Origin of the sequence: Pantoea sp. Ft-CA_14 (genome assembly GCF_024520875.1) — a bacterium.
In the GTDB taxonomy this organism is placed as follows: domain Bacteria; phylum Pseudomonadota; class Gammaproteobacteria; order Enterobacterales; family Enterobacteriaceae; genus Pantoea; species Pantoea agglomerans.
The window spans coordinates 18967-43321 of record NZ_JALNPM010000006.1 but is presented as its reverse complement, the minus strand read 5'-3'; the positions used below and the strand labels follow the sequence as shown (position 1 = coordinate 43321).

The following is a 24355-nucleotide window of genomic DNA, read 5'->3' as shown; positions in this document are numbered from 1 at the left end:
TCCTCTCAGACGAGCGCTGTTTCTAAAACAGGATCTAACCGCAACGCATTAGCTCAGCGCGCAGGGAGCTGGGTCAGAAGAGGAAAGCGTCCCGCGCCAGGGATGGCGCGGGACGAGCATGCCATGGATGGCGGTTTTTGCGTCTTTCCAATCTGACCCAGTTCCCTGCGCAGGCTCGATCTCACCGCTGTCAGGTGCAGTTTTTTTCCGACAGCTTCAGGGACGCTAACGCGTCCCTTTTTTAATCCTGCGTCCAGCCTTTGCGAATCGGCACGGCAAACAGCGACCGATAGAGTGGATTGATTACCGCCAGCATCCGCTCGCCATAGAACTGCCACGCCAGATGCGAAGCCAGACAGCTCAGCAGACCCACCAGGAACCCGCCCAGCATATCCATTGGCCAGTGAACGCCAAGGTAGACCCGTGACCAGGCAATAGCGCAACCGGCCACCATCAGAACCACACCTGACCAGAGGCGATGCCAGAAGATAAAGGCCAGTGCAAAGGTGAAGATCGTGGTGCCGTGATCGCTGGGATAGGAGTCATCGGCGGCGTGATGCAGGAACTGATAACCAAAACCGATAGCGAAAGGGCGGGGATGCGGCAACAGCTGGCCCACAGACCAGGAGATCGCCAGCGCATAGATCAGCGCCATACCGGTTTTCAGTACCAGCACCCGCTGCGAAGAAACCTGATCACGCGGTCCCCAGAGCCACATCGCCACGATTAACAGCGGCACGATGGCGATCAGATCTTTGGCAAAAAACGTCGCCAGCTGCAGTAACCAGGCGGGTGAAGCCGGTGTGGCATTAATGGCAGTAAACAGTGAATGGTTCAGCTCTTCCATTTCGGGATAAATTCCTCAGCAGACAGTCCGGTTAACGGCAGCTGGCAGCATCCCGCCAGCCCGGCCCGATAACAGCGGCAAAAAAAACGGTCAGCGACAGCACGCTCACCCAATCAGTCAGCACAAATTGCTAACTAAACAGCGGTCTATCCTGCTTTTTACCGTTTTGTTCGTCTATAGAAAGGCTCTTAATCTGCCGTTGAGTTGTGTAACGGTTTAAGTTTTATGACATTTGCAGTTGCGAATCAGGCGGGGAATGACGGGCAGGGACGAAAAAAAGGCATAAAAAAACCCGCCGGGAAAAAGACCAGCGGGCTCCACAATTTGGGGATTTCAAAGAAAAGCAGTGGCACTTATTATGACTATCCCTTAACAATAAAGTTCTGGACGCAGGCAAAAAAATTTTATAGGGGCAATATCGGCCAGATAATCACAATCAGCGTTCCCGCCAGCGTCAGCAACACATTGGCGATGGCATAGGTCCCGGCATAGCCCAGCGCCGGAATATTGCTGCGTGCCGTATCACTGATGATCTCCATGGCCGGTGCGCAGGTACGTGCGCCCATGATGGCGCCAAACAGCAGGGCGCGGTTCATCCGCAACACATAAGCACCAAACAGATAGCAGATGATCACCGGAATCAGGCTGACCAGCAGGCCGCACAGCAGCATCAGCGCACCATCGCTGCTCAGGCCGTGATTAATGCCACTACCGGCACTCAATCCCACTCCCGCCATAAACACCATCAGACCGAACTCTTTCACCATAGTGAGCGCGCCCTGCGGAATATAACCAAAGGTTGGATGGTTGGCGCGCAGGAAGCCGAGCATGATACCGGCGAACAGCAGGCCCGCGGCGTTACCAATACCAAAACTGAAATTGCTGAACTGGAAGGTGATCAGACCAATCATCAGACCCACGATAAAGAAGGCGCAGAAGGCTAAAAGATCGGTCATCTGACTGTGAATCGCGATAAAGCCAATGCGATCCGCCACGCTTTTCACTCGTCGTGCCTCGCCGCTGACCTGCAGCACATCACCTTTGTTCAGCATGATACTGTCGTCGATCGGCATCTCAATCTGACTGCGTATCACCCGGTTCAGGAAGCAGCCGTGATCGGTGAGGTTTAACTTGCTGAGGCGTTTGTTTACCGCATTGTGGTTTTTCACCACGATCTCTTCAGTGACGATACGCATATCCAGCAGGTCGCGGTCAAAAACCTCTTTGCCGTTGCGGAAGCTGGGGTCGAGCCGGGCGTGAGCATCGGGATAGCCCACCAGCGAGATATCATCGCCGAGCTGTAACACCGCATCGCCATCGGGACTGGCGAGAATACCGTTGCGGCGGATGCGCTCAATGTAGCAACCGGTCTGACGATAGATACCCAGTTCGCGCAGGTTTTTGCCGCCGCTCCATGCCACCAGTTCCGGACCGACGCGATAGGCGCGGATCACCGGCAGGAAAACTTTGCGCTGGCTGTCCGCATCCAGACCGCGTTCCCGGGCGATCTGCTGAGCGCAGGTGGGCAGATCCTGATGTTGCAGACGGGGCAGATAACGTGCGCCGAAAATCAGACTGACCAGGCCTATCAGATAGGTCACGGCATAACCGAGGCTCAACTGATCCTGCATCAGTCCAAGCTGTTTCGGATCGCTGATGCTTTGCCGCAGGGTATCGCCCGCTCCGACCAGCACCGGCGTTGAGGTCATCGACCCGGCCAGCATGCCGGCGGTGAGACCGATATCCCAGCCAAAGAGTTTGCCCAGTCCCAGCGCCAGCAACAGTGCGCTGACCACCATGACGATGGCGAGCATGAAATAGTTTTTGCCGTCGCGAAAGAAAATGGAAAAAAAGTTGGGACCGGCTTCGACGCCGACACAAAAAATAAACAGCATAAAGCCCAGACTCAATGCATCTGTATTGATCGTAAAGTGCTGCTGGCCTAATAAGAGCGAAACCACTAATACGCCAATCGAATTTCCCAGCTGAACCGAGCCCAGACGCAACTTACCCAGACAGAGGCCGAGCGCTAAAACGACAAACAATAACAAAATGTCATTTCCGCTTAACAATCCTGCGACGTTAATATTCACTGTTTAACTTCTTGTTTACATGTAACCTATTGAAGAGTAGCCTGTTTTTCGCTATCGTGAGCAGGCCGTTGAGGTGCTGTTGCATCAGTACTGCAAATGGAACCTTTACCGCGGCGCTATTCTAATCACAAATATCTTTCACAGCCATTGGCTGTTTTCATTCGTTGCCACAGCGAACTGTTTCTTTTTATTTCCATCTGAACGCATCAGGGTTATCAGCAGGTTATTGTCGGGGTTACTTTTAATCAGTGGGGTGGTATGCCGCAGCGTTCTTATCTCTGGACTACCCGCCTGTGCGGCGTGGTGTTGTACAGTCTGGTGTTTGTCTTTACCTGTCATTTCTGGCAGGTCGGTCCCGGCCCGCTTCGCGGTCAGCCCGAATTACTGCTCTTTATGTTGCCCGGTATCGTGATGGCATTGGTGCAGGTGGAAAGCCCGTTAAAAAGCACTCTGCTGATGGGGCTATGGGGAACGTTACTGGCAGCACTGCTGTTAAACAGCAGCCTGTTTATCCACAGCAATGCACTTTTTGTGGTCGCATGGAGCCTTAGCGCGCTGTTCTGGGCAGGCTGCGGGGCTTTGCTGGTGCGGTTGATGCAGATAGTGATGGCCTCACTCAATTAAACAGTGTTGGGCGATGGATGACCGGCAGAGCGCAAAAAAGGCGAGACAGGAAAATCCTGGCTCGCCTTTTTCATTCCGGCTATCAGCGCTTACGCGGCAAATCCCAGATTCTCTTTGGTCCAGGCCGCAAACTCGGTGTAGCCACCGATATGTTTTTCGTCGACGAAAATCTGTGGCACGGTGCTGACCGGTTTACCGGCGCTCGCTTCCAGGTCGGCTTTAGTAATGCCTTCTGCGTTAATATCGACATACTGGTAGCTAAAATCATCACGTTCAGCGGTTAGTTTGTCGGCCAGTTCATGGGCACGCACACAGTAGGGACAGCCCGGACGACCAAAAATAACAGCAATCATTGAGAACTCCTTGCAGCGACTATTATGTGATGTGTATCACACAATGAAACAGAGAATGGCAACCATGATGCCCGCTCGTATCGCTTAAGGAAAGCAGGATTTGCCTGTTAGTCTGATGCCCGCACGCTATCGCTGCCCGGTCAGGAAGCCTCTGAATCAGAGGCTTTTTCGCGCCGGCAGCCCGTGTATCTCGCGCAATTTTTGGGTTGTTGACCATAATTGACGCTCAGTCAGCCGCTAAGGCAGGAGGATATCATGCAGAGTGTAGCCAGATTACCCCGGTTTGTGGTGGTGCTGGAGGCGGCTGGCGGCCTGTTAATCGTGGCCGCGCTGCTGCTGATCAACCACTGGCTTCCGCTGCCAGACAAGGCGGATGTAAAAACGCTGGCCACTGTGCTGTTTATTGCTGGCGTGGTTCTGATGCTGCCTGCTGCCTGGCTGTTAATGTGGCGCACCGCGAAAGCGATAGCACCACAGCTGTTTAATCAAACTGACAAAAAAAGATAATATTGCTGGAGACTTTATGACACCGACCATTGATTTACTGTGCAGCCATCGTTCAATCCGCGCCTTTACTGACCAGCCGGTCAGCGAAGCACAGCGTGAAGCGATTATTACTGCGGCGCAATCGGCGTCCACATCCAGTTTTTTACAGTGTTCTTCCATTATCCGTATCACCGACAAAGCCCTGCGCGACAAGCTGGTGACGCTGACGGGCGGACAGACCTGGGTCGCGGATGCGCCTGAGTTCTGGATCTTCTGCGCTGACTTTAATCGCCACCTGCAGATTTGCCCTGATGCGCAGCTGGGTCGTGCCGAGCAGTTGCTGCTGGGCTGCGTCGATACCGCGCTGATGGGGCAGAATGCCATGGTCGCAGCGGAATCGCTGGATCTGGGCGGCGTCTTTATCGGCGGAATCCGTAACAGTATCGTGGAAGTAACCGAACTGCTGGGCCTGCCGAAATTTGTTCTGCCGTTGTTTGGTTTTTGCCTGGGCCATCCGGAGTCAAAGCCGGACGTCAAACCGCGTATGCCGCACGCGATGCTGGTGCATGAGAACCGCTATCAGCCGCTGGATCCGGCGGTACTGGCCGAATACGATAGCCGCACAGAACTCTATTATCAGCAGCGCGGCAGCAACCAGCGCAGTGAAACCTGGAGTGAGCTGATCCAGCGCCTGATCATTAAAGAGACGCGTCCGTTTATGCTCGATTATCTGCATCAGCAGGGCTGGGCCACGCGTTAAGCCAGTAAGGGAGAGCAGCGATGAAGATAGCTATCCTGTCACGTGATGAGACGCTCTACTCCAGTCGGCGACTGCGTGAGGAGGCCGCCGCACGCGGCCACCAGGTTCAGATCATCGATCCGCTCTCCTGCTATATGAATATTAATCCCGCCTCACCGGCGGTTCACTACTGTGGTGAACCGCTGGGCCATTTTGATGCGGTTATCCCGCGCATCGGCAACCCTATCACTTTTTATGGCACGGCCGTGCTGCGACAGTTTGAGATGTGCGGCAGCTATCCGCTGAATGAGTCCGCCGCCATTACCCGCACCCGTGACAAATTGCGCTCGCTGCAGCTGCTGGCACGGGAAGGCATCGACATGCCGGTCACCGGCTTTGCCTCCTCACCCGATGACACCGCTGATCTGATCGCCCTTGTCGGCGGTGCGCCGCTGGTGGTCAAGCTGGTGGAGGGCACCCAGGGCATTGGCGTGGTGCTGGCGGAAACGCGGCAGGCGGCAGAAAGCGTTATCGATGCCTTTCGCGGCCTGAATGCCCATATTCTGGTGCAGGAGTTTATTAAAGAAGCGCAGGGTCGTGATGTTCGCTGTCTGGTGATTGGCAATCAGGTGGTGGCAGCGATTGAGCGGGTGGCGAAAGAGGGCGACTTCCGCTCTAATCTGCATCGCGGCGGCAAAGCTTATCCCGTCGTCATTACGCAACAGGAGCGCCAGATCGCCGTGAAAGCGGCGGCTACGCTCGGGCTGGAAGTGGCGGGCGTCGATATTCTGCGCGCCCATCGCGGCCCGCTGGTGATGGAAGTTAACGCCTCGCCCGGTCTTGAAGGCATTGAAACCAGCACTGACCTTAACATCGCCGTCCTGATGATCGAACGGATTGAGCAGCAGGCCATCCCCGGGCTCCGTCCTAAAACCGCTGGCTGACACGCGCTTTTCAGCGGTTTTCATGGCATCGTCGCGCATTTTTCCGTAAGCTAAGTCGCCTGTTTATCACCCCACTGGGATTTTACGATGGATTCTCTTGTCGTTCCGGATATCGACCTGCTGCGTCGCTGGCTGGATCAGCAAAATATCACCTGGTTCGAATGCGATGCCTGTCAGGCACTTCATCTGCCGCACATGCAAAACTTCGATGGGGTGTTTGACGCCAAAATCGATCTGGTCGACAACGTCATTCTGTTTTCGGCGCTGGCTGAAGTGAAGCCGACGGCGCTGATTCCACTGGTTGGCGATTTGTCGCAGATCAATGCCAGTTCGCTGACGGTGAAAGCATTTATCGACATTCAGGATGATAATCTGCCGAAACTCATTGTCTGTCAGTCAATGATTACCACCGCCGGGTTAACCTTTGGTCAGTTCTCGCACTTTATGAAACAGAGTGAAGAGCAGATCTCCATGGTGATCCTGGAAGCCTTTGCCAACAATCTGTTGATCGTGGGCGAAGAAGAAGAGCACGTTCCGGTGACCAGCGTTCATTCTGTGCTGCACTAAGCCCGACATGGTCACACACTAAGCCGTCCCTGAGACGGCTTTTTTATGCCCGCCATCCGCTGCCGCGATAATTTTTTATTCTGCATTTTGCCCTTTAACGCCAGATATTAGTCGTGGTTTATGCCATCAAAGCCGAACCTCATAGCTCAAACATGCATAAAATATCGCTTTCAGGCGTTTTTTACGCTGGGGTCTGGTGAAGCCTGACCGGGGGGGCTATGCTTGCGGGGCTGTAACAGGCGCGTAACTGCGCCTCAGCTATAGGTTTTTGCTATTAAACTCCCGCTGAATAATGATTCATTGTGTCACTGACGTCTTGTACAGAACGCAATGCAGGGATCTCTGGTTTGCAGCGTTGTAATGACCCGCTCAGGAGGATGGAAAAATATGTTCAACTCACGTCAGAAATGGCTGTCAGCTGTGGTAGCTGCTGCGCTGATGGCCGCATCGGCCAGCAGCATGGCGGAAGATAAAACGCTGCACGTCTACAACTGGTCCGATTATATTTCGCCAGATACCGTGCCGAACTTTGAAAAGCAGTCCGGCATCAAAGTGGTCTACGATGTTTTTGACTCCAACGAAGTCCTGGAAGGCAAACTGATGGCGGGCAGCACCGGCTATGATGTGGTGGTGCCATCCTCCAGCTTCCTGGCGCGTCAGTTGCAGTCCGGGGTATTCCAGCCGCTGGATAAGAGCAAACTGCCTAACTACAAAAACCTCGATCCGGCGCTGATGGAAAAAGTGGCGCAGCACGATCCGGGTAATAAATATGCCATTCCTTATCTGTGGGGCACCACCGGTATCGGCTACAACGTCGACAAGGTCAAAGCCGCACTGGGCGCCGATGCGCCGGTCAACAGCTGGGATCTGGTGCTGAAGCCGGAAAATCTGGAGAAGCTGAAAAGCTGCGGCGTCTCCTTCCTGGATGCCCCAGAAGAGATTTTCGCCACGGTGCTCAACTACCTGGGCAAAGATCCTAATACCTCTGATGCCAAAGAGTATTCCGGCGCGGCCACTGACCTGCTGCTGAAACTGCGTCCGAATATCCGCTACTTCCATTCGTCGCAGTACATCAACGATCTGGCCAACGGTAATATCTGCGTCGCCATTGGCTGGTCGGGCGATATTCTGCAGGCGAAAAACCGTGCTGATGCGGCGAAAAATGGCGTGCATCTGGGCTACAGCGTACCGAAAGAGGGCGCACTGGCCTTCTTCGATATGATGGCGATCCCGAAAGATGCGAAAAACCTCGATGGTGCTTACGCCTGGCTGAACTACATCATGGATCCGAAAGTGATCGCCGATGTCTCCAACAAAATGAACTACGCCAACGGCAACAAAGCGTCGCTGCCGTTGATCAATGCCGACGTCCGCAACAACCCGGGTATCTTCCCGACGCCAGAAGCGATGTCGAAATTGTTTGTGCTGAAAGTCCAGGATCCTAAACTGGATCGTGTGCGTACGCGCGCATGGACTAAAGTAAAAAGTGGTAAGTAATTCGTCCTTAACGGATTGACCTGTCATGAATCAGCAACAGAGGCGCGGTGTCGGCCTCTGTTGTGCCATTTTTAGCGGCAAATTTTGTCGCCATGTTCCGCCTGGCTCCGGAGAGAACCTTTGTGAACGATGCCATTCCCCGTCCTCAAAATAAAACCGCAAAGGCGTTAACGCCACTGCTGGAAATTCGCAATCTGACCAAATCCTTTGACGGGCAACACGCCGTGGATGATGTCAGCCTGACTATTTATAAAGGTGAGATCTTTGCCCTGCTGGGCGCATCGGGCTGTGGTAAATCAACGCTGCTGCGCATGCTGGCCGGTTTTGAGCCGCCAACCAGCGGGCAGATTGTGCTGGATGGCCAGGATCTGTCCCACGTTGCTCCCTATCAGCGCCCGATCAACATGATGTTCCAGTCCTACGCGCTGTTTCCCCACATGACGGTGGAGCAGAATATCGCCTTTGGTCTGAAACAGGATCGGCTGCCGAAAGGGGAGATCACCAGCCGGGTAGCAGAGATGCTGGCGCTGGTGCATATGCAGGAGTTTGCTAAACGCAAACCGCACCAGCTCTCCGGTGGTCAGCGTCAGCGTGTGGCGCTGGCCCGCAGCCTGGCGAAGCGGCCGAAACTGCTGCTGCTGGATGAGCCGATGGGGGCACTGGACAAGAAGCTGCGCGACAGGATGCAGCTGGAAGTGGTCGATATTCTGGAGCGTGTTGGCGCCACCTGTGTGATGGTGACGCACGATCAGGAAGAGGCGATGACCATGGCGGGCCGTATCGCGATTATGAATCGCGGCAAGTTCGTGCAGATTGGTGAACCGGAGGAGATCTACGAGCATCCTACCAGCCGCTACAGCGCGGAATTTATCGGTTCGGTTAACGTCTTCGAAGGCTTACTGCGTGAACGTCAGGCGGATGGCCTGGTGATCGACAGTCCCGGCCTGATGCATCCGCTGAAAGTCGACTCCGATGTCTCGGTGGTGGATAACGTTCCGGTCCATGTCGCACTGCGCCCGGAAAAAGTGATGTTGTGCGATGAGGTGCCTGCCGATGGCTGTAACTTTGCGGTGGGTGAAGTGGTCCACATCGCCTATCTCGGCGACCTCTCTATCTTCCATGTCCGTCTGCACAGCGGACAGATGATCAGCGCACAGTTGCAAAACGCGCATCGCTACCGCAAAGGGTTGCCGACCTGGGGTGATGAAGTCCGCCTCTGCTGGGAATGCGACAGCTGCGTGGTGTTGACGGTTTAAGGAGCGGCTATGAGCCAGATTTTCCAACGCGCCAAAGCGCCTGCCCGACTGGTCGGCACGCCGCTGCAACGCTGGGCCACGCGGATAAAAATGCAGCATGGCCGCAAGCTGGTGATCGCCTTGCCTTATGTCTGGCTGGTGCTGTTGTTTCTGCTGCCGTTTCTGACGGTGCTGAAGATCAGCTTCGCGGACATTGCGCGTGCGATTCCCCCCTACACCGAGCTGGTGAGCTGGGCTGATGACCAGTTCAGCATTGTGCTCAATTTCGGCAACTACCTGACGCTGACCGACGATCCGCTCTACGTCGATGCCTATCTGCAGTCGCTGAAAGTGGCGGCGATCTCCACGGTGATCTGTCTGCTGATTGGCTACCCGCTCGCCTGGGCCGTGGCGCACAGCAAGCCATCCATGCGCACCATTCTGCTGCTGCTGGTGATCCTGCCGTCGTGGACCTCATTTCTGGTGCGCGTCTACGCCTGGATGGGGCTGCTTAACAACAACGGTATCCTGAACCGGTTCCTGCTGTGGCTGGGGGTGATCGATCATCCGCTGGTGATCCTCTACACCAATACAGCGGTCTATATCGGTATCGTCTACTGCTATCTGCCGTTTATGGTGCTGCCAATCTACACCGCGCTGACCCGCATTGATTACTCGCTGGTGGAAGCCTCACTGGATCTGGGTGCGCGTCCGCTGAAGACCTTTTTCAGCGTGATTGTCCCGCTGACAAAAGGGGGCATTATCGCCGGATCGATGCTGGTGTTTATTCCGGCGGTGGGGGAGTACGTGATCCCTGAACTGCTGGGTGGCCCGGACAGCATCATGATTGGCCGTATCCTGTGGCAGGAGTTCTTTAACAACCGCGACTGGCCGGTGGCCTCCGCGCTGGCGGTTATCATTCTGCTGATCCTGATTCTGCCGATCATCTGGTTCCACAAGCATCAAAACCGTGAAATGGGAGAGAAGGCATGAATAATTTGCCAACCATTCGCTCACCCTGGCGTACCGGTATTCTGGTCTGCTGCTTCCTGTTCCTCTATGCGCCGATGCTTCTGCTGGTGGTTTACTCATTCAACAGCTCACCGCTGGTGACGGTGTGGGAGAGCTTCTCGTTCCACTGGTACAGGGTGCTCTTCCAGGACAGCGCGATGATTGACGCCGTGCTGCTGAGTCTGAGCATTGCCGGTCTCTCCGCCACCATGGCGGTGGTGCTGGGCACGCTGGCGGCGGTGATTATCGTGCGCTTTGGTCGCTTCCGCGGCCACAACGGTTTTGCCTTTATGCTCACCGCGCCGCTGGTGATGCCCGACGTCATCACCGGCCTGTCGCTGCTGCTGCTGTTTGTGGCAATGGGCAACGCCTTTGGCTGGCCGAGCGAACGCGGCATGCTGACCATCTGGCTGGCCCACGTCACCTTCTGTACCGCCTATGTGGCCGTGGTGATTAACTCGCGTCTGCGTGAGCTGGACCGTTCCATCGAAGAGGCGGCGATGGATTTAGGCGCAACGCCGCTGAAGGTCTTTTTTGTGATTACCGTGCCCATGATTGCACCGGCTATTGTGACCGGCTGGCTGCTGGCGTTTACCCTGTCACTCGACGATCTGGTGATTGCCAGCTTTGTGACCGGGCCGGGTGCCACCACATTGCCGATGGCGATCTTCGCCACCGTGCGACGCGGCGTTAACCCGGAAATCAATGCGCTGGCTTCATTGATCCTGTTTGTGGTCGGTTTAGTGGGTTTTATCGCCTGGCGGGTGATGGCACACGAAGAAAAACAACGTTTAAGCGATATTCAGAAAGCTAAACGTGGCTGAAATCCGTAACCTTTGCCACTATATGAACGGGCCGGTCTGACCGGCCCGTTTTTCGATCAGGTGGAGTCACGGACTATGTCAGAAATCTTCAAAAGCAGTGCCACGCTTTCAATCGCGCCGGTTCCGGTGACGGTTGCGGGCATTGCTATTATTGCGACCCGCTGCCTGAGCGTCCTGATGCTGGCAAATGAGCTGGGTTACAGTGAACTCGCCAATTTTGTTCACCGCAGCGCCCAGTCCTGGGACGCGACACTCATCTTTGTCGCCAGCCAGCTGATCTTCCTGTTCGAACTGCGCTGCGCCTTTACCCTGATGCGCGGCAGTAACCGTGGACGCTGGGGCTATGTGGCGACGCAGGTGATTGTGCTCAGCTATATGCTGGTCGCCTCGCTGGGCTGGATCTACCCCGAGATTTTCAGCATTGATGGCGACAATAACGTCCAGATTATCCACCATACCCTGTCGCAGAAAATCCCCGATCTGCTGGTGCTCCTGCTGCTGTTTCTGCCTGCCAGCAGCCGCGCTTTTTTCAGGAAGCGATGATACAATCGCGCTCCGCCCGACCCGATCGTTAAGGCTTTACCATGCACTGCGCGCTTTATGACGCTAACCGTTGCCGCTCCTGTCAGTGGCTGGAAAAACCCTATCCCACTCAGCTGAACGACAAACAGTCGATGCTGGAACAGTTACTGGCTGAGCAGCCGGTCGCTGCCTGGTTGCCGCCGGTCACCTCACCGCAGCAGGCATTTCGTAATAAAGCCAAAATGGTGGTGAGTGGCAGCGTAGAGCGTCCGGTGCTGGGATTAATCCATCGTGATGGTGAAGCTGTGGATCTGTGCGATTGTCCGCTCTATCCCGCCAGCTTCCAGCCGGTTTTTGCTGCACTTAAGCCCTTTATCGCCCGTGCCGGACTGACGCCCTATAACGTGGCGCGCAAACGCGGCGAACTCAAATTCCTGCTGATAACCGAAAGCCAGCAGGGTGGCGTGATGCTGCGCTTTGTCCTGCGTTCAACCGCGAAACTGGAACAGCTGCGCGCCGCATTGCCGTGGCTGCAACAGCAACTGCCGCAGCTGGCGGTGATCTCTGCCAATATTCAGCCGGTGCATATGGCGATTCTGGAGGGGGAAGAAGAGATTGCGCTGACGCCCGCGCAGTCGCTGGCAGAGAACTTCAACGGCGTGCCGCTGTGGATCCGCCCGCAAAGCTTCTTCCAGACCAACCCGCAGGTTGCCAGCGCACTCTATGCCACCGCGCGCGACTGGGTCAGGGCGCTGCCGGTCAACAGCATGTGGGATCTCTTCTGCGGCGTAGGCGGTTTTGGTCTGCACTGCGCGACAGCGGAGATGGAACTGACGGGCATTGAGATCAGCGCCGAGGCGATAAAATGCGCCCAGCGTTCCGCTGAGATGCTGGGGCTGGAAAAAGTGCAGTTTGCGGCGCTGGATTCTACGGCGTTTGCGACCGGACGCGATGCGGTGCCGCAGTTGGTGCTGGTTAATCCGCCGCGTCGTGGAATTGGTGAGGCGCTGTGTAACTATCTCAGCCAGATGGCCCCGGATTATCTGCTCTATTCAAGCTGCAATCCGCAGACCATGGCGCAGGATATTGCCCGACTGAGCGCCTATGAGGTGACGAAGGTGCAACTGTTCGATATGTTTCCCCACACCGCCCATTTTGAAGTGCTGACGCTGTTAACCCGCCGTCAGCACGAGTCCGGGAAAGCATCGGCAGAGGCTGCCTCAGCCGGTAATCACTCCGGGAACCACTTCTGATTAAGCTGCTGCCAGCTGCCGTTGGCTTTCAGTTCGTTCAGCGCCTGATTGAACTGATCGCGAAGCGCCGTATTGCCTTTGCGTACGGCAATGCCGAGACCGGTGCCAAAGTAGTCCGCATCCGTAACATGTTCACCGACAGTGGCGAGATCCGCATTGGTCTTCAGCCACTGATTCACCACCGCGCTGTCGCCAAACACGCCATCCAGCCGGCCACTCTTCATATCCAGAATCGCATTCTGATAGCTGTCATAGGCCACCACTTTCACTTCCGGATGCTTATCCTGCAGGTACTTCTGGTGAGTGGTGCCGTTTTCCACGCCAATGCGCTTGCCCTTAAGCTCAGCAAAGCTGCTGAACTGGCCTTTACGGGCGATCACGATGGCGGAGTTAGCGTAATAAGGCTGGGTAAAATCGACCTGCTTGCTGCGCTCAGTGGTGATATCCATGCCGGAAATCACCGCGTCATAGCGGCGGAACTTCAGTGACGGGATCAGGCTGTCGAAGGCATTGTTGGTAAAGGTACACTCCGCTTTCATCTGCTGGCACAGCGCTTTGGCCAGATCGATATCGAATCCCACCAGGTTATTTTCCCGATCCAGGGATTCAAACGGCGGATAAGTCGCTGAAGCGGCGAAGCGAATCTTTTCCGCTGCCTGGGCGGTAAGTGCCAGCGAAGCCAGCGCAGCGGCAACAATCCATTTTTTCATTTTATGATTCCTGTGATGTGGTCAGCCAGAGAAGGCGATACCCTGCCATAAAATGCATTTTTATGCAATTAGTGTGATTTTTCAGGCGAAAAGGGCGAGGGGCCTCGCCCGGATATCAGTTACGTCGTTCGAAGGCCAGGGCGCGCTTTTCGATCAGCCGCATCATCAGCGTCAGCAAACCGTTAACGCAGAGATAAACCAGACCCGCCGCGGCATAGACCGTGATGTCGTAGGTGCGGCCATAGAGCAACTGACCGTGGCCCATGACTTCCATCAGGGTGATGGTGTAGGCCAGCGAGGTGCCTTTGAACACCAGCACCACTTCATTGGAGTAGGAGGAGAGGGCGCGTTTAAATGCATATGGCAGCAGAATGCGCAGCGTATCTTTGCGGCTCATGCCGAGCGCGGCACACGATTGCCACTGTCCGGAAGGAATCGCACGCACCGCACCGTAAAACAGCTGCGTGGTGTAAGCCGCGCTGTTCAGCGACAGCGCCAGCATCGCGCACAGCCAGGGCTGCGACAGTAAATGCCACAGCCAGGGGATCTGCTGGATCGAGGGAAACTGTCCCGGACCGTAATAGATCAGGAAGATCTGCACCAGCAGCGGTGTGCCGGTAAACAGTGTAATAAAGCCTTTGACCAGCGGGTTGAACACCGGCGTTTTCAGCGACAGCACCACGGTGAAGAGCAGCGCCAGCAGCAGGGCCACGACCAGCGATGCTGCCGTCAGCGTCAGGCTGGTATGCAACCCTTTCAGGAGTTCAGGCAGATAGGCCAGCATTAGCTGTTCCCCCGTTCAAAGCGGGTGGTGCGCAGTTCGATGCGGCGTAACACCGCCTGGCTGAACAGCGTGATCACTAAGTAGATAGCGGCCGCCACCAGGAACCAGGTAAACGGCTCCTGCGTGCGGGTGGCGATACTTTTGGTTAGCAGCATCAGATCGTTGACGCTAATCAGCGAGACCAGCGCAGTATCTTTCAGCAGCACCAGCCACTGATTGCCCAGACCGGGCAGGGCGTGACGCCACATCTGCGGCATAATCAGCCGGAGAAAGATGGCCGATTTTTTCATGCCCAGCGCCTGACCCGACTCCCACTGACCCATCGGCACCGCTTTCAGCGCGCCGCGCAGCGTTTGCGAGGCGTAGGCGGCATAGAGCATCGCCAGCGCAATCACACCGCACAGGAACGGACTGACGTCGAAGTTTTCAATTTCAACCTGAATCGGTAACTGAAACAGGCCGAAATTCAGGGTGAAGCCGTCAGAGAGGGTGAGCAGCAGCTGTGAGGCGCCAAAATAGATAAACAGCACCACCAGAATTTCCGGCAGGCCACGGATCAGCGTTACCAGGCCGGTGCCAATCCACGCCAGCGGTTTCAGGCGCAGTGACTCCCAGCCAGCGAAAATCATCGCCAGCACCAGGCCAGCGATGAGAGCACAAACAGCAAGGCCGACGGTCATGCCGGCGGCGCTTGCGAGGGTCATCATTTCATTCATCAGAGATTACTGCTGGAACCATTTGCTGTAGATGGTTTTGTACGTGCCGTCTGCTTTGATCTTATCCAGCGCGCCATTGAATCTGGTCTGCAGATCGGTGTTACCGGTACGTACCGCAATGCCCAGGCCGGTACCAAAGTAGGCTTTGTCCGTGACTTTCTCACCAACGGCAGCCAGCGCGGCATTCTGCTTCAGCCATTCGTTGACTACTGCGGTGTCACCGAACACAGCATCAATACGGCCATTTTTCAGATCCAGCACCGCATTCTGATAGCTGTCGTAAGGAACGGTGGTGATTTCGCTGTGTTTCTCAGTCAGGTATTTCTGATGCGTGGTGCCGTTCTGGACGCCAACCCGCTTGCCTTTCAGCGCTTCCACGCTGGCGACTTTGCCTTTCTGGGCAACAAACAGCGCGGAGTTGTCGTAGTAAGGCTTGGTGAACAGGACCTGTTTTTCACGATCTGGTGTGATATCCATGCCCGCCATCACCGCATCAAAACGACGGAATTTCAGGCTTGGGATCAGGCTGTCGAACGCCTGATTGGTGAAGGTGCAGGTCGCATCAATCTCTTTACACAGCGCATTGGCCAGATCGACATCAAAGCCCTGAATCTTGTTGTCCGCATCCACAAACTCAAAAGGAGGATAAGAGGCTTCGGTCGCAAAACGAATCGTCTGTGCCGCCGTAGCGCTCAGGCTAAAACCAGCAAGCAGTGCAGCAAGTACCATTTTTTTCATTTTTAGCATCCTGACTTAGTGCGAAAGATAGTGAGCAAACGCCTCGGTTTGCGGCTGTGTAAAGCGGCTGGCATCGCCCTGTTCCACAATGTGACCGTTCTCCATATAGACGACGCGGCTGGCCGTTTTACGTGCCACCTCCACTTCATGGGTCACAATCACCTGGGTAATGCGGGTCTGGGCCAGTTCGCGAATGATACTGACAATCTGTGCGGTAATTTCAGGGTCCAGCGCGGCTGTCGGCTCATCGAACAGCAGCACCTGCGGCTCCATCATCAGCGCGCGGGCAATCGCCACACGCTGCTGCTGACCACCGGAGAGATGCAGCGGAAAGCGATCGCTGTAGGGCGTCAGGCGCAGCCGGTCAAGCAGCTTGTCGGCGCGGGCGCGGGCGTCGCTTTTGCTGAGGCCCAGTACCCGGCAGGGCGCTTCAATCAGATTCTGCAGCACGGTAAGATGCGGCCAGAGGTTGTACTGCTGAAACACCATACCGACGTTCTGACGCAGTTCGCGAATCGCAGCATCGGAGGGTTTCTGACTGAAGTCGAACTGATTACCGGCAATCTGCAACTGACCTGAACGCGGTTGCTCCAGCAGGTTAAGCACCCGCAGCAGCGAACTCTTACCCGCACCGCTGGGACCCAGCAGCACCAGGGTCTCGCCTTGCGGACACTCAAGGTTAATGTCGAACAGCGCCTGATGAGCACCGTAGAAGCAGTTTATTGCGTTTAGTTGAATACTCATGCGCCAGATTTGAATAGCTATTAGTGTCGCGGATTTTAACGTCACCAGAATAGTTATGCAAATAAGGTGGGTTAAAATTTGTAAAACAGCAGGCTAACCGCAAAAGCTTAGCACAATATCATGCACTGCCTGGGAGCAGCGCGCTGCAGCGGGACGGGCGGCGGAAATAAAAAAAGCGCAGCGCCCGGGGGCGACTGCGCTTCTCTGAACGGTTAAGCCTGAGGTTATTTTTTCGATTTCTCAAGCATCTGGCTCAGGCTGCCACCCTCTGCATGCGCAGGGTTGGCCATGTAGCGCACATCATCCACCACCCAGCAACTGCCCTGATGGATCATCAGCACTTCATCCTGCCACTGCTTGCCGTCGCGGCTCAGGTCGACCCGCAGCGGGATGTTGCGTGCATCGCGGTTCGGAATGGTGGAAGCATCAGCGACGCTGGCGGCGGTCGGACCCTGTGACAGGCTGGAGAAGAGATCGCCATTGCGCCACTGTGCGCCTGCATTGCTGCCGCTGGCCGCCTGCAATGAGTGGTACAGCGCATCACTCAGGTAAGGGCGATATTTTGCCAGGGTGTTGCTGTCGGGCAGACCCTGCGTAGGCTGTTCGATACGCAGGTCGTAAAACTGCTGGGCCACCTGGTCAGGACCGCCTTCAATGCACGGTGCGGTACGTGGGCCATTATCCTTAATCACTGGCTCAACGGTGGTACAGGCGCTGAGCAGCAGGGCCGCCGGGATCATTAGCGCAAACGCGTTGTTTCTCATCTCGATTTCCTTATGGTTCTCTGGCAAGGTGCCCTTTTTAGCATAGAGTATAGCCGTGCTTTTTAGTCGAAAGAGCCTTAGCCCGGTTTTCAACAAGGAGAATGCGATGAAATTTTCAACAACCCCCACGCTGGAAGGTCACAGCATCAGCGAATATTGTGGCGTCGTCACCGGTGAAGCGATTCTGGGTGCCAACATCTTCCGTGACTTTTTCGCTGGCATCCGTGATGTGGTCGGTGGCCGCTCCGGTGCTTACGAGAAAGAGCTGCGTAAAGCGCGAGAGATCGCGTTTGAAGAGCTGGAGGAGCAGGCAAAAGCGCTGGGCGCCAACGCCGTGGTCGGTATTGATATTGACTACGAAACGGTCGGCAAAGATGGCAGCATGCTGATGGTAAGCGTCAGCGGCACGGCGGTGATCATTCGTTGAAACGGTGGCTGTGGCTGATACTGACGCTGCTGCTGGCGGGCTGCCAGTCCGGGATAGAATCCCGTGACGGCTACTGGGCCGATCTGCGGCATCCGGCGCAGGGCGCGCGACCGCGGGTGAAGGTGATAGTGATCCACTACACCGCCGAAGATTTTTCTTCGTCGCTGGCGACCCTGACCGATAGGGAAGTCAGCGCCCACTATCTGATCCCCCGCCAGCCGCCACAGCGCGCCGGGAAAGGCGTTATCTGGCAACTGGTGCCGGAGCAGCAGCTCGCCTGGCATGCCGGTCCAAGCTTCTGGCGCGGAGCCAGCCGCATCAATGACACATCGATTGGTATCGAACTGGTGAACCAGGGTTATCGCCGGACCCTGACCGGTCTTGAATGGCAGCCGTTTACTTCTGCGCAGATCACCACGCTGGAGGCGATGCTGCGCGATATTGCACAGCGCTACGGCATCGCACCGGAAAATATTGTCGGTCACAGTGATATCGCGCCGCAGCGTAAGCAGGATCCCGGCCCACTCTTTCCGTGGCATCAGCTGGCCCAGCGCGGAATGGGTGCCTGGCCCGATGCCGGACGAGTGCAGTTTCATTTAGCGGGTCAGGATCCGCACGCGGTGGTACCCGTGGAGCCACTACTGGAACGTTTACAGCGCTATGGCTATCCCATAACGGCAGAGATGAGCGCGCGTGAACAGCAGAGGGTAATCGCCGCGTTTCAGATGCATTTCCGGCCTGCGGATTATCGCGGGCAGCCCGATGCAGAAACCGCCGCGATAGCTGCCGCGCTACTGGATAAATATGGCGCGGCGCAATAGCGGATTATTGGTGTAAAAACGCCTTCCAGTGGGCGACGACCTGCGCCAGTGCCGCACGATCAGCATCCAGATGGGTGACCAGACGGGTGCGGGTTCCTGCGCTGATTAACACCCCGCGCGCCTTCATCCACTCACCTAATGGTTTGACCTGGGCTTCCGGCACCGCCACAAACAGCATGTTGGTCTGCTGATCGATGACCTGAACGCCCAGCTCATGCAACTGCTGTCCCAGCCAGGCGGCATTGTCATGATCCTCCTGCAGCCGCGCCACGTTGTGTTCTAACGCATAGAGACCCGCCGCCGCCAGAATACCGGCCTGGCGCATGCCGCCGCCGGTCATTTTACGCCAGCGACGTGCGCGCTCAATCAGCGCCGTGTCGCCACACAGCAGAGAACCGACAGGCGTGCCCAGACCTTTAGAGAGACAGATGGTCAGGGTGTCGCAGTAGCGGGCAATCGCCGCCAGCGTGGTCTGCTGCGCGACTACCGCATTGAAAATGCGTGCGCCATCAATGTGCAGCGCCAGCTGGTGCTCGCGGGTAAAAGTCCACGCCTGTTCCAGATACGCCAGCGGCAGGACTTTACCGTGATGCGTGTTCTCCAGACTCAGCAGGCGGGTGCGGGCAAAGTGAATGTCGTCCGGCTTAATGGCGGCCGCTACTACGTCGAGCGGCAGCGTACCATCGTCGACGGCCAGAATCGGCTGTGGCTGAATACTGCCCAGCACCGCCGCGCCGCCCGCCTCATATTTGTAGTTGTGCGCCTGCTGACCGACGATATATTCATCGCCGCGTTCGCAATGGCTGAGTAGCGCCACCAGATTCGCCTGGGTGCCGGTCGGGAAAAACAGCGCCGCTGCTTTGCCGCTCAGCCGTGCGGCTTCCGCCTCCAGCGCATTTACGGTGGGGTCGTCACGGTAGACGTCATCACCGGTTTCGGCAGACATCATCGCGCTTAACATGGCGGCGCTGGGCCGGGTTACGGTATCACTGCGTAAATCGATCACCCTATGCTCCTGAACGTGGCGGAAGAAAAAAAAGGCGGGCATCGCGCCCGCCTGGATGGAGTCTCTGTTTTACCGCAGCCAGTTGGTTTTCGCCAGTTCTACCACCTCATCACCGCGACCATTCATAATGGCGCGCAGCATGTAGAGACTGAAGCCTTTAGCCTGCTCCATTTTGATCTCGGGCGGCATCGCCAGTTCCTCTTTGGCGGTAATGACATCCACCAGCACCGGGCCATCGTGGGCAAACGCCTGCTCCAGCGCGCCATTGAGATCAGATGCCTTTTCCACCCGGATACCCCGGATACCGCAGGCCTCGGCGATAGCGGCAAAGTCAGGATTTTCCAGCTCGGTGCCATCGGTGAGATAGCCACCCGCTTTCATCTCCATCGCCACAAAGCCCAGCACGCTGTTGTTGAAGATCACCAGTTTGACCGGCATTTTCAGTTGCGCCAGCGAGATAAAATCCCCCATCAGCATGCTGAAGCCGCCGTCGCCACACAGTGCCACCACCTGACGATTGCGATCAATCGACTGCGCGCCCAGCGCCTGTGGCATCGCGTTCGCCATTGAGCCGTGGTTAAACGAACCCAGCAGGCGACGTCTGCCGTTCATCTTCAGATAGCGCGCCGCCCAGACGGTCGGTGTCCCGACATCGCAGGTAAAGATGGCGTCATCACTGGCGTAGTGGCTGATCTGCTGTGCCAGATATTGCGGATGGATCGGCTGCTTGTCGTTGGGCTGCGCCAGCTCGTCCAGACTTTTGCGCGCCTCGCCATAGTGCTTAACCGCGCTGTCGAGATGGCTGCGATCGCTTTTGTGCGTCAGTTGCGGCAACAGCGCCTGCAGTGTGCTTTTCACATCGCCGACATAGGCCTGATTGACGTGACAATGTGACCCAAGGCTGCCCGGATTGATATCAATCTGGATGATTTTAGCCTTTTCCGGATAGAAGGCGCGATAGGGGAACTGCGTGCCCAGCAACACCAGCGTCCCGGCATTCATCATGGCGTGGAAACCGGATGAGAAACCGATCAGTCCGGTCATGCCGACATCATAAGGGTTGTCATATTCGATGTGTTCTTTGCCGCGCAGCGCATGGACGATAGGGGCTTTCAGCGCTTCTGCCAGCGCTACCACCTCCTGATGCGCTCCGGCGCAGCCACTGCCGCACAGCAGCGTAATATCGCTGGCTTCGTTCAGCGTTTGCGCCAGCTGCGCCAGTTCGGCGGGCTGTGGCAGGACCTGCGGCAACTGTGGCGGATACCATTCCGCGCTGGCGCTCTCTGGCGCCAGTTTAAGCGCGACATCCCCAGGCAGCACCACCACCGAGACACCACGATTCAGAATCGCTTTACGCATCGCGATGCCCAGCACCTGCGGGAGCTGCTCAGGGTTCGAAACCAGTTCGCAGTAGTGGCTGCATTCGCGGAACAGCTCCTGCGGATGGGTTTCCTGAAAATAGCCGCTGCCGATTTCGCTGGAGGGAATATGTGCCGCAATCGCCAGAACAGGAACGCGGTTACGATGGCAATCGAATAGACCGTTGATCAGATGTAAGTTGCCTGGCCCACAGGAGCCGGCGCAGACCGCCAGTTCACCGCTGATGTGCGCTTCCGCGCCCGCTGCGAATGCGGCGACTTCTTCATGGCGCGTCGGCATCCATTCAATGGTGCCCATGCGATTAAGACTGTCGCTCAGGCCGTTAAGGGAATCCCCGGTGACGCCCCAGATGCGTTTTACGCCCGCGCTTTCCAGCGTTTTGGCGACCAGCGCCGCGACGGTTTGTTTCATGCTCTTCTCCTTTGTCGGCCCGCCCTGAAGAGTGACGTGACCAGAACCGAAAAAAGAAGCGTAGACGACACGGAAGAAAAACAGGCGTGAAAAAATGCGCTGGCAGAGCTCAGCGCATATCAGACAGGATTCAGGCGGAGAAGAGGGCGATAAGAATCGGGGCCAGCAGGCTCATCACAAAGCCGTGCACAATGGCGGCCGGGACGATCTCATTGCCGCCCGCCCGCTGCAGCACCGGCAGGGTAAAGTCCATTGAAGTTGCGCCACACAGGCCCAGTGCGCTGGAGCGATGACGGCCAATCAACGCCGGAATGAGCATGATTGCCACCAGTTCACGTATCAGGTCGTTGAAGAAGGCGGCGCTGCCGATGACCGGACCAAAAGCTTCGGTCATCAGAATGCCGGAGAGAGAGTACCAGCCAAAACCGCTGGCTAACGCCAGACCGGTTTTCAGCGGCACGCCCAGCAGCAACGCCGCAATCATGCCGCCGATAAGCGCGCTGACCAGCACTACGCTGGCAACCAGCAGGCCACGACGGTTCAGGATAATCTGACGCAGCGTCATGCCGCTGCCGCGCAGCTGAATGCCAACCAGAAACAGCAGGAAGATCAGCGCATATTCGCTGGCCGTCGAGGCGTGTTGCAGCAGTGGCCACTGGGTCAGGCCAAGCAGAAAACCGATGACAACCACGCCGCATAGCTTCAGAGAGTCCAGCGCCATATGCAGCCGCGAGGGCAGTTTCTCCTGACGATGCGCATGCTGCCAGGGGGCATATTTTTCCAGCCCGCGCAGCGCCAGCAGGTTGCACAGCAGAATGCAGAAGGCCGCTACCAGCGCGGTGTGAAATACCGCCAGCAGATTGCTGCTCAGGTTGTCGAGAAAGGCCAGGCTGATGCCCATAAAGAACAGAATGACGTAAACCATCCAGCCCAGCAGCTCATTGACCCGGCGCAGGGTTGAAGTTTGACGGAACGGTAGCAGCCAGCCGGCGATCAGCGGCAGCAGAATAATCAGGAGTCCGGAGTACATAGCGATATGGGCCATCCATGGTGGAAGAGGCCACACGCTAGCGAAAAAGCGTAACGGAGTAAACCCTGAGAAAGCGGCTTGACCGGCTCGCTGGCGGCAACCATGCTGTTTATAAACTGAGGATGGACGCCTATGATTCTGGAACATATCGACATTCGCGGTTTCCGCGGCATCAATAAGCTCTCACTGCCTTTAACCCAGACCAATCTGCTGATTGGTGAGAACGCCTGGGGCAAATCCAGTCTGCTGGATGCCCTGAGCCTGTTACTTTCGCCCCATGAACCGGCCTATGTTTTTACCGAGGCTGATTTCCATTTCACCCCAGGCGATGTGACCGATGCGATGCGCCGTCTGTCGGTGGTGTTCCACTTTCGCGATGACGGCAACGACCCGGATGCGGTGTTCTCGACCTTCTGGCAGCGTGATGCTCAGGGCCAGCGTCAGCTCTGTTACAGCGTCAGCGCCACCTGGCGTGACAGCGGTATCGAAACCCGGCGTCGTTTTGTTGACCTGAACTATCAGCTGTTGCCTGAGCAGAACTGCGCGGCGGCCATCGATCTTTTGCTGAAACGGTATCCGGTTTTGCGATTGCGCGATGCGCGTTTCAGTAAGCGGACGCGGAGTAGTGCACCGCTCCCCACCGCACATCCTGAGCTACTGGCGGGTATGGAGACGCTGGCGCGCGATCTGGAGCACCATCCGCAACAGCTCAGCGATGAGGTGCTGCGGCGGGGGCTGAAGACGATGCAGCAACTGATGCAGCACTACTTCCTGGTGCAGCCGCCCGATGCGGGCAACGAGGTCAGGCTAAGGGACCCGCAGACGCGCGAGGGGGGACAGGGATGGCGGGCGCTGGATCACCTGAACCAGCTGATTGCCGGAACCGACTCCCGCAGCCGTCAGCTGATACTGCTGCAGATGTTTACCCTGCTGATTGAGGCACGAGGAGACGTCCCGCTGGCCGCCGGTGCCCGCCCGCTGCTGCTGATTGAAGATCCGGAAACCCGGCTGCATCCGATTATGCTGTCGGTAGCATGGAATCTGCTGAGGCTGCTGCCGCTGCAAAAAATCGCCACCACTAATTCGCCGGAGCTGCTGTCGCAGGTGCCGGTGGAAAACGTCTGTCGTCTGGTGCGTGGACCCTCGCGCGTAGCGGCCTGGCGCATCGGTCCGGAGGGACTGAGTGCCGAAGAGAGCCGGCGCATCGGCTTCCATATTCGGGTCAACCGGCCTGCTGCGCTGTTTGCCCGTTGCTGGCTGCTGGTGGAGGGAGAAACCGAAGTCTGGATCATGAATGAGCTGGCGCAGCAGTGCGGTTACAACTTCGCTGCTGAAGGCGTGAAGGTGATTGAGTTTGCGCAGTCGGGGTTAAAACCGCTACTGAAGTTTGCCCGGCGCATGGGTATCGCCTGGCATGTCCTGACTGACGGTGATCAGGCGGGGAATAAATATGCCAGTACGGCACGCACTCAGTTACAGCCGGGTGAACCGGAGCCGCGTTTTCTGACGCAATTACCGGCGCTGGATATGGAAAATTTTCTCTATCAGCACGGCTTTCAGGATGTCTATCATCAGATGGCGCACCTGCCGTTAAACGTTCCGATGAGTTCCAGGCGTATTATTACTAAAGCGATTCACCAGAGCTCCAAGCCGGAACTGGCGATCGCAGTGGCTACGTCGGCGGCGGAACGCGGGCCAGAGGCCATCCCGGCATTGATGCGGCAGATGTTTGCCCGGGTGATTGGACTGGCGCAGGGCCAGGCAGATTAGGTGACATCGAACAGGAAAATGCCAGCGGCACTGGCTGGCATTTTTGGGTCTTTGTTCAG

Annotated in this window: 26 protein-coding genes; 14 read left to right on the top strand and 12 right to left on the bottom strand. The window is 56.7% G+C overall.

Going from position 1 to position 24355, the window contains the following annotated elements; all coding sequences use genetic code 11:
• Window positions 1-241 precede the first annotated feature (241 nt).
• Together ybjG and NR195_RS11090 are read right to left on the bottom strand one after the other, a co-directional pair.
• Window positions 242-847: an undecaprenyl-diphosphate phosphatase gene (gene ybjG, locus NR195_RS11095; RefSeq protein WP_010254408.1), complete on the bottom strand. Its 606-nt coding sequence runs from the start codon at window positions 845-847 to the stop codon at window positions 242-244.
• A gap of 404 nt (window positions 848-1251) precedes the next feature.
• Complete coding sequence (locus NR195_RS11090) at window positions 1252-2940, bottom strand: aspartate:alanine antiporter (protein WP_010254410.1); 1689 nt, start codon at window positions 2938-2940, stop codon at window positions 1252-1254.
• Between the two features lie 258 nt (window positions 2941-3198).
• On the opposite strand from NR195_RS11090, the gene ybjM reads away from it, so the two are divergent.
• Complete coding sequence (ybjM, locus tag NR195_RS11085; RefSeq protein WP_010254412.1) at window positions 3199-3564, top strand: inner membrane protein YbjM; 366 nt, start codon at window positions 3199-3201, stop codon at window positions 3562-3564.
• Between the two features lie 89 nt (window positions 3565-3653).
• Here ybjM and NR195_RS11080 read toward each other — a convergent pair whose 3' ends face one another.
• Window positions 3654-3917: a GrxA family glutaredoxin gene (locus NR195_RS11080; protein WP_010254413.1), complete on the bottom strand. Its 264-nt coding sequence runs from the start codon at window positions 3915-3917 to the stop codon at window positions 3654-3656.
• Window positions 3918-4172: 255 nt separating this feature from the next.
• On the opposite strand from NR195_RS11080, the gene NR195_RS11075 reads away from it, so the two are divergent.
• The 10 genes from NR195_RS11075 (at window position 4173) to rlmC (ending at window position 12995) form a co-directional block, all read left to right on the top strand.
• Window positions 4173-4424 carry a DUF1418 family protein gene (locus NR195_RS11075; RefSeq protein ID WP_010254414.1) on the top strand — a complete coding sequence of 84 codons (252 nt, stop codon included), beginning with the start codon at window positions 4173-4175 and terminating at the stop codon, window positions 4422-4424.
• A 16-nt stretch (window positions 4425-4440) separates the two neighbouring features.
• On the top strand, window positions 4441-5163 hold the full coding sequence (gene nfsA, locus NR195_RS11070) for an oxygen-insensitive NADPH nitroreductase (protein ID WP_050679485.1): 723 nt from the start codon (window positions 4441-4443) through the stop codon (window positions 5161-5163).
• Window positions 5164-5183: 20 nt separating this feature from the next.
• Window positions 5184-6086 (top strand): 30S ribosomal protein S6--L-glutamate ligase, encoded by a 903-nt coding sequence (gene rimK / locus NR195_RS11065; RefSeq protein ID WP_122458973.1) that lies wholly within the window; start codon window positions 5184-5186, stop codon window positions 6084-6086.
• A gap of 87 nt (window positions 6087-6173) precedes the next feature.
• Window positions 6174-6653, top strand: coding sequence for a YbjN domain-containing protein (locus NR195_RS11060; RefSeq protein ID WP_022625960.1), 480 nt, complete (start codon window positions 6174-6176; stop codon window positions 6651-6653).
• Between the two features lie 387 nt (window positions 6654-7040).
• Entirely contained in the window at window positions 7041-8150 is a 1110-nt protein-coding gene (gene potF / locus NR195_RS11055) for a spermidine/putrescine ABC transporter substrate-binding protein PotF (protein WP_010254418.1), read from the top strand.
• Window positions 8151-8272: 122 nt separating this feature from the next.
• On the top strand, window positions 8273-9406 hold the full coding sequence (gene potG, locus NR195_RS11050) for a putrescine ABC transporter ATP-binding subunit PotG (protein ID WP_010254420.1): 1134 nt from the start codon (window positions 8273-8275) through the stop codon (window positions 9404-9406).
• Window positions 9407-9415: 9 nt separating this feature from the next.
• Entirely contained in the window at window positions 9416-10378 is a 963-nt protein-coding gene (gene potH / locus NR195_RS11045) for a putrescine ABC transporter permease PotH (RefSeq protein ID WP_010254421.1), read from the top strand.
• Window positions 10375-11220: a putrescine ABC transporter permease PotI gene (gene potI / locus NR195_RS11040; protein ID WP_010254422.1), complete on the top strand. Its 846-nt coding sequence runs from the start codon at window positions 10375-10377 to the stop codon at window positions 11218-11220. Before potH ends, potI begins: the two co-directional genes overlap by 4 nt.
• Window positions 11221-11295: 75 nt before the next feature.
• The gene (locus NR195_RS11035) at window positions 11296-11763 is read left to right on the top strand and encodes a YbjO family protein (protein ID WP_010254423.1); all 468 of its coding nucleotides are present in this window, start codon (window positions 11296-11298) and stop codon (window positions 11761-11763) included.
• Window positions 11764-11804: 41 nt separating this feature from the next.
• On the top strand, window positions 11805-12995 hold the full coding sequence (gene rlmC / locus NR195_RS11030) for a 23S rRNA (uracil(747)-C(5))-methyltransferase RlmC (RefSeq protein WP_256844520.1): 1191 nt from the start codon (window positions 11805-11807) through the stop codon (window positions 12993-12995).
• On the opposite strand, the gene NR195_RS11025 is transcribed toward rlmC, so the two are convergent.
• The 6 genes from NR195_RS11025 to NR195_RS11000 form a co-directional block, all read right to left on the bottom strand.
• Complete coding sequence (locus NR195_RS11025; protein ID WP_010254425.1) at window positions 12974-13705, bottom strand: arginine ABC transporter substrate-binding protein; 732 nt, start codon at window positions 13703-13705, stop codon at window positions 12974-12976. The two genes, rlmC and NR195_RS11025, sit on opposite strands and share 22 nt — an antisense overlap.
• A gap of 115 nt (window positions 13706-13820) precedes the next feature.
• Window positions 13821-14489 (bottom strand): arginine ABC transporter permease ArtM, encoded by a 669-nt coding sequence (artM, locus tag NR195_RS11020; RefSeq protein ID WP_031593159.1) that lies wholly within the window; start codon window positions 14487-14489, stop codon window positions 13821-13823.
• Window positions 14489-15205, bottom strand: a complete 717-nt coding sequence (artQ, locus tag NR195_RS11015) for an arginine ABC transporter permease ArtQ (protein WP_256844519.1) — start codon at window positions 15203-15205, stop codon at window positions 14489-14491. The genes artM and artQ overlap by 1 nt, the downstream gene beginning before the upstream one ends.
• A gap of 6 nt (window positions 15206-15211) precedes the next feature.
• Window positions 15212-15943: an arginine ABC transporter substrate-binding protein gene (gene artJ, locus NR195_RS11010; RefSeq protein ID WP_031593157.1), complete on the bottom strand. Its 732-nt coding sequence runs from the start codon at window positions 15941-15943 to the stop codon at window positions 15212-15214.
• Window positions 15944-15958: 15 nt separating this feature from the next.
• On the bottom strand, window positions 15959-16687 hold the full coding sequence (gene artP, locus NR195_RS11005) for an arginine ABC transporter ATP-binding protein ArtP (protein ID WP_010254433.1): 729 nt from the start codon (window positions 16685-16687) through the stop codon (window positions 15959-15961).
• Between the two features lie 224 nt (window positions 16688-16911).
• Complete coding sequence (locus NR195_RS11000) at window positions 16912-17451, bottom strand: lipoprotein (RefSeq protein ID WP_010254434.1); 540 nt, start codon at window positions 17449-17451, stop codon at window positions 16912-16914.
• Window positions 17452-17557: 106 nt separating this feature from the next.
• Here NR195_RS11000 and NR195_RS10995 point away from each other — a divergent pair, with 106 nt between their 5' ends.
• Both NR195_RS10995 and NR195_RS10990 read left to right on the top strand, forming a co-directional pair.
• A complete protein-coding gene (locus NR195_RS10995; RefSeq protein ID WP_003849304.1) occupies window positions 17558-17878 on the top strand; it encodes a heavy metal-binding domain-containing protein in 321 nt (106 codons plus the stop codon).
• A complete protein-coding gene (locus NR195_RS10990) occupies window positions 17875-18699 on the top strand; it encodes an N-acetylmuramoyl-L-alanine amidase (protein WP_256844518.1) in 825 nt (274 codons plus the stop codon). The genes NR195_RS10995 and NR195_RS10990 overlap by 4 nt, the downstream gene beginning before the upstream one ends.
• A gap of 4 nt (window positions 18700-18703) precedes the next feature.
• Here the strand turns inward: NR195_RS10990 and ltaE are convergent, their stop codons facing one another.
• The 3 genes from ltaE to NR195_RS10975 all read right to left on the bottom strand — a co-directional run bounded on the left by ltaE (window position 18704) and on the right by NR195_RS10975 (window position 22526).
• On the bottom strand, window positions 18704-19705 hold the full coding sequence (ltaE, locus tag NR195_RS10985; RefSeq protein WP_182504527.1) for a low-specificity L-threonine aldolase: 1002 nt from the start codon (window positions 19703-19705) through the stop codon (window positions 18704-18706).
• A 69-nt stretch (window positions 19706-19774) separates the two neighbouring features.
• On the bottom strand, window positions 19775-21496 hold the full coding sequence (gene poxB / locus NR195_RS10980) for a ubiquinone-dependent pyruvate dehydrogenase (protein WP_010254446.1): 1722 nt from the start codon (window positions 21494-21496) through the stop codon (window positions 19775-19777).
• A gap of 130 nt (window positions 21497-21626) precedes the next feature.
• Entirely contained in the window at window positions 21627-22526 is a 900-nt protein-coding gene (locus tag NR195_RS10975; RefSeq protein WP_256844517.1) for a lysine exporter LysO family protein, read from the bottom strand.
• A 132-nt stretch (window positions 22527-22658) separates the two neighbouring features.
• Between NR195_RS10975 and NR195_RS10970 the strand changes: the two genes are divergently transcribed.
• Entirely contained in the window at window positions 22659-24296 is a 1638-nt protein-coding gene (locus NR195_RS10970; protein WP_256844516.1) for an ATP-dependent endonuclease, read from the top strand.
• Window positions 24297-24355: the final 59 nt, after the last annotated feature.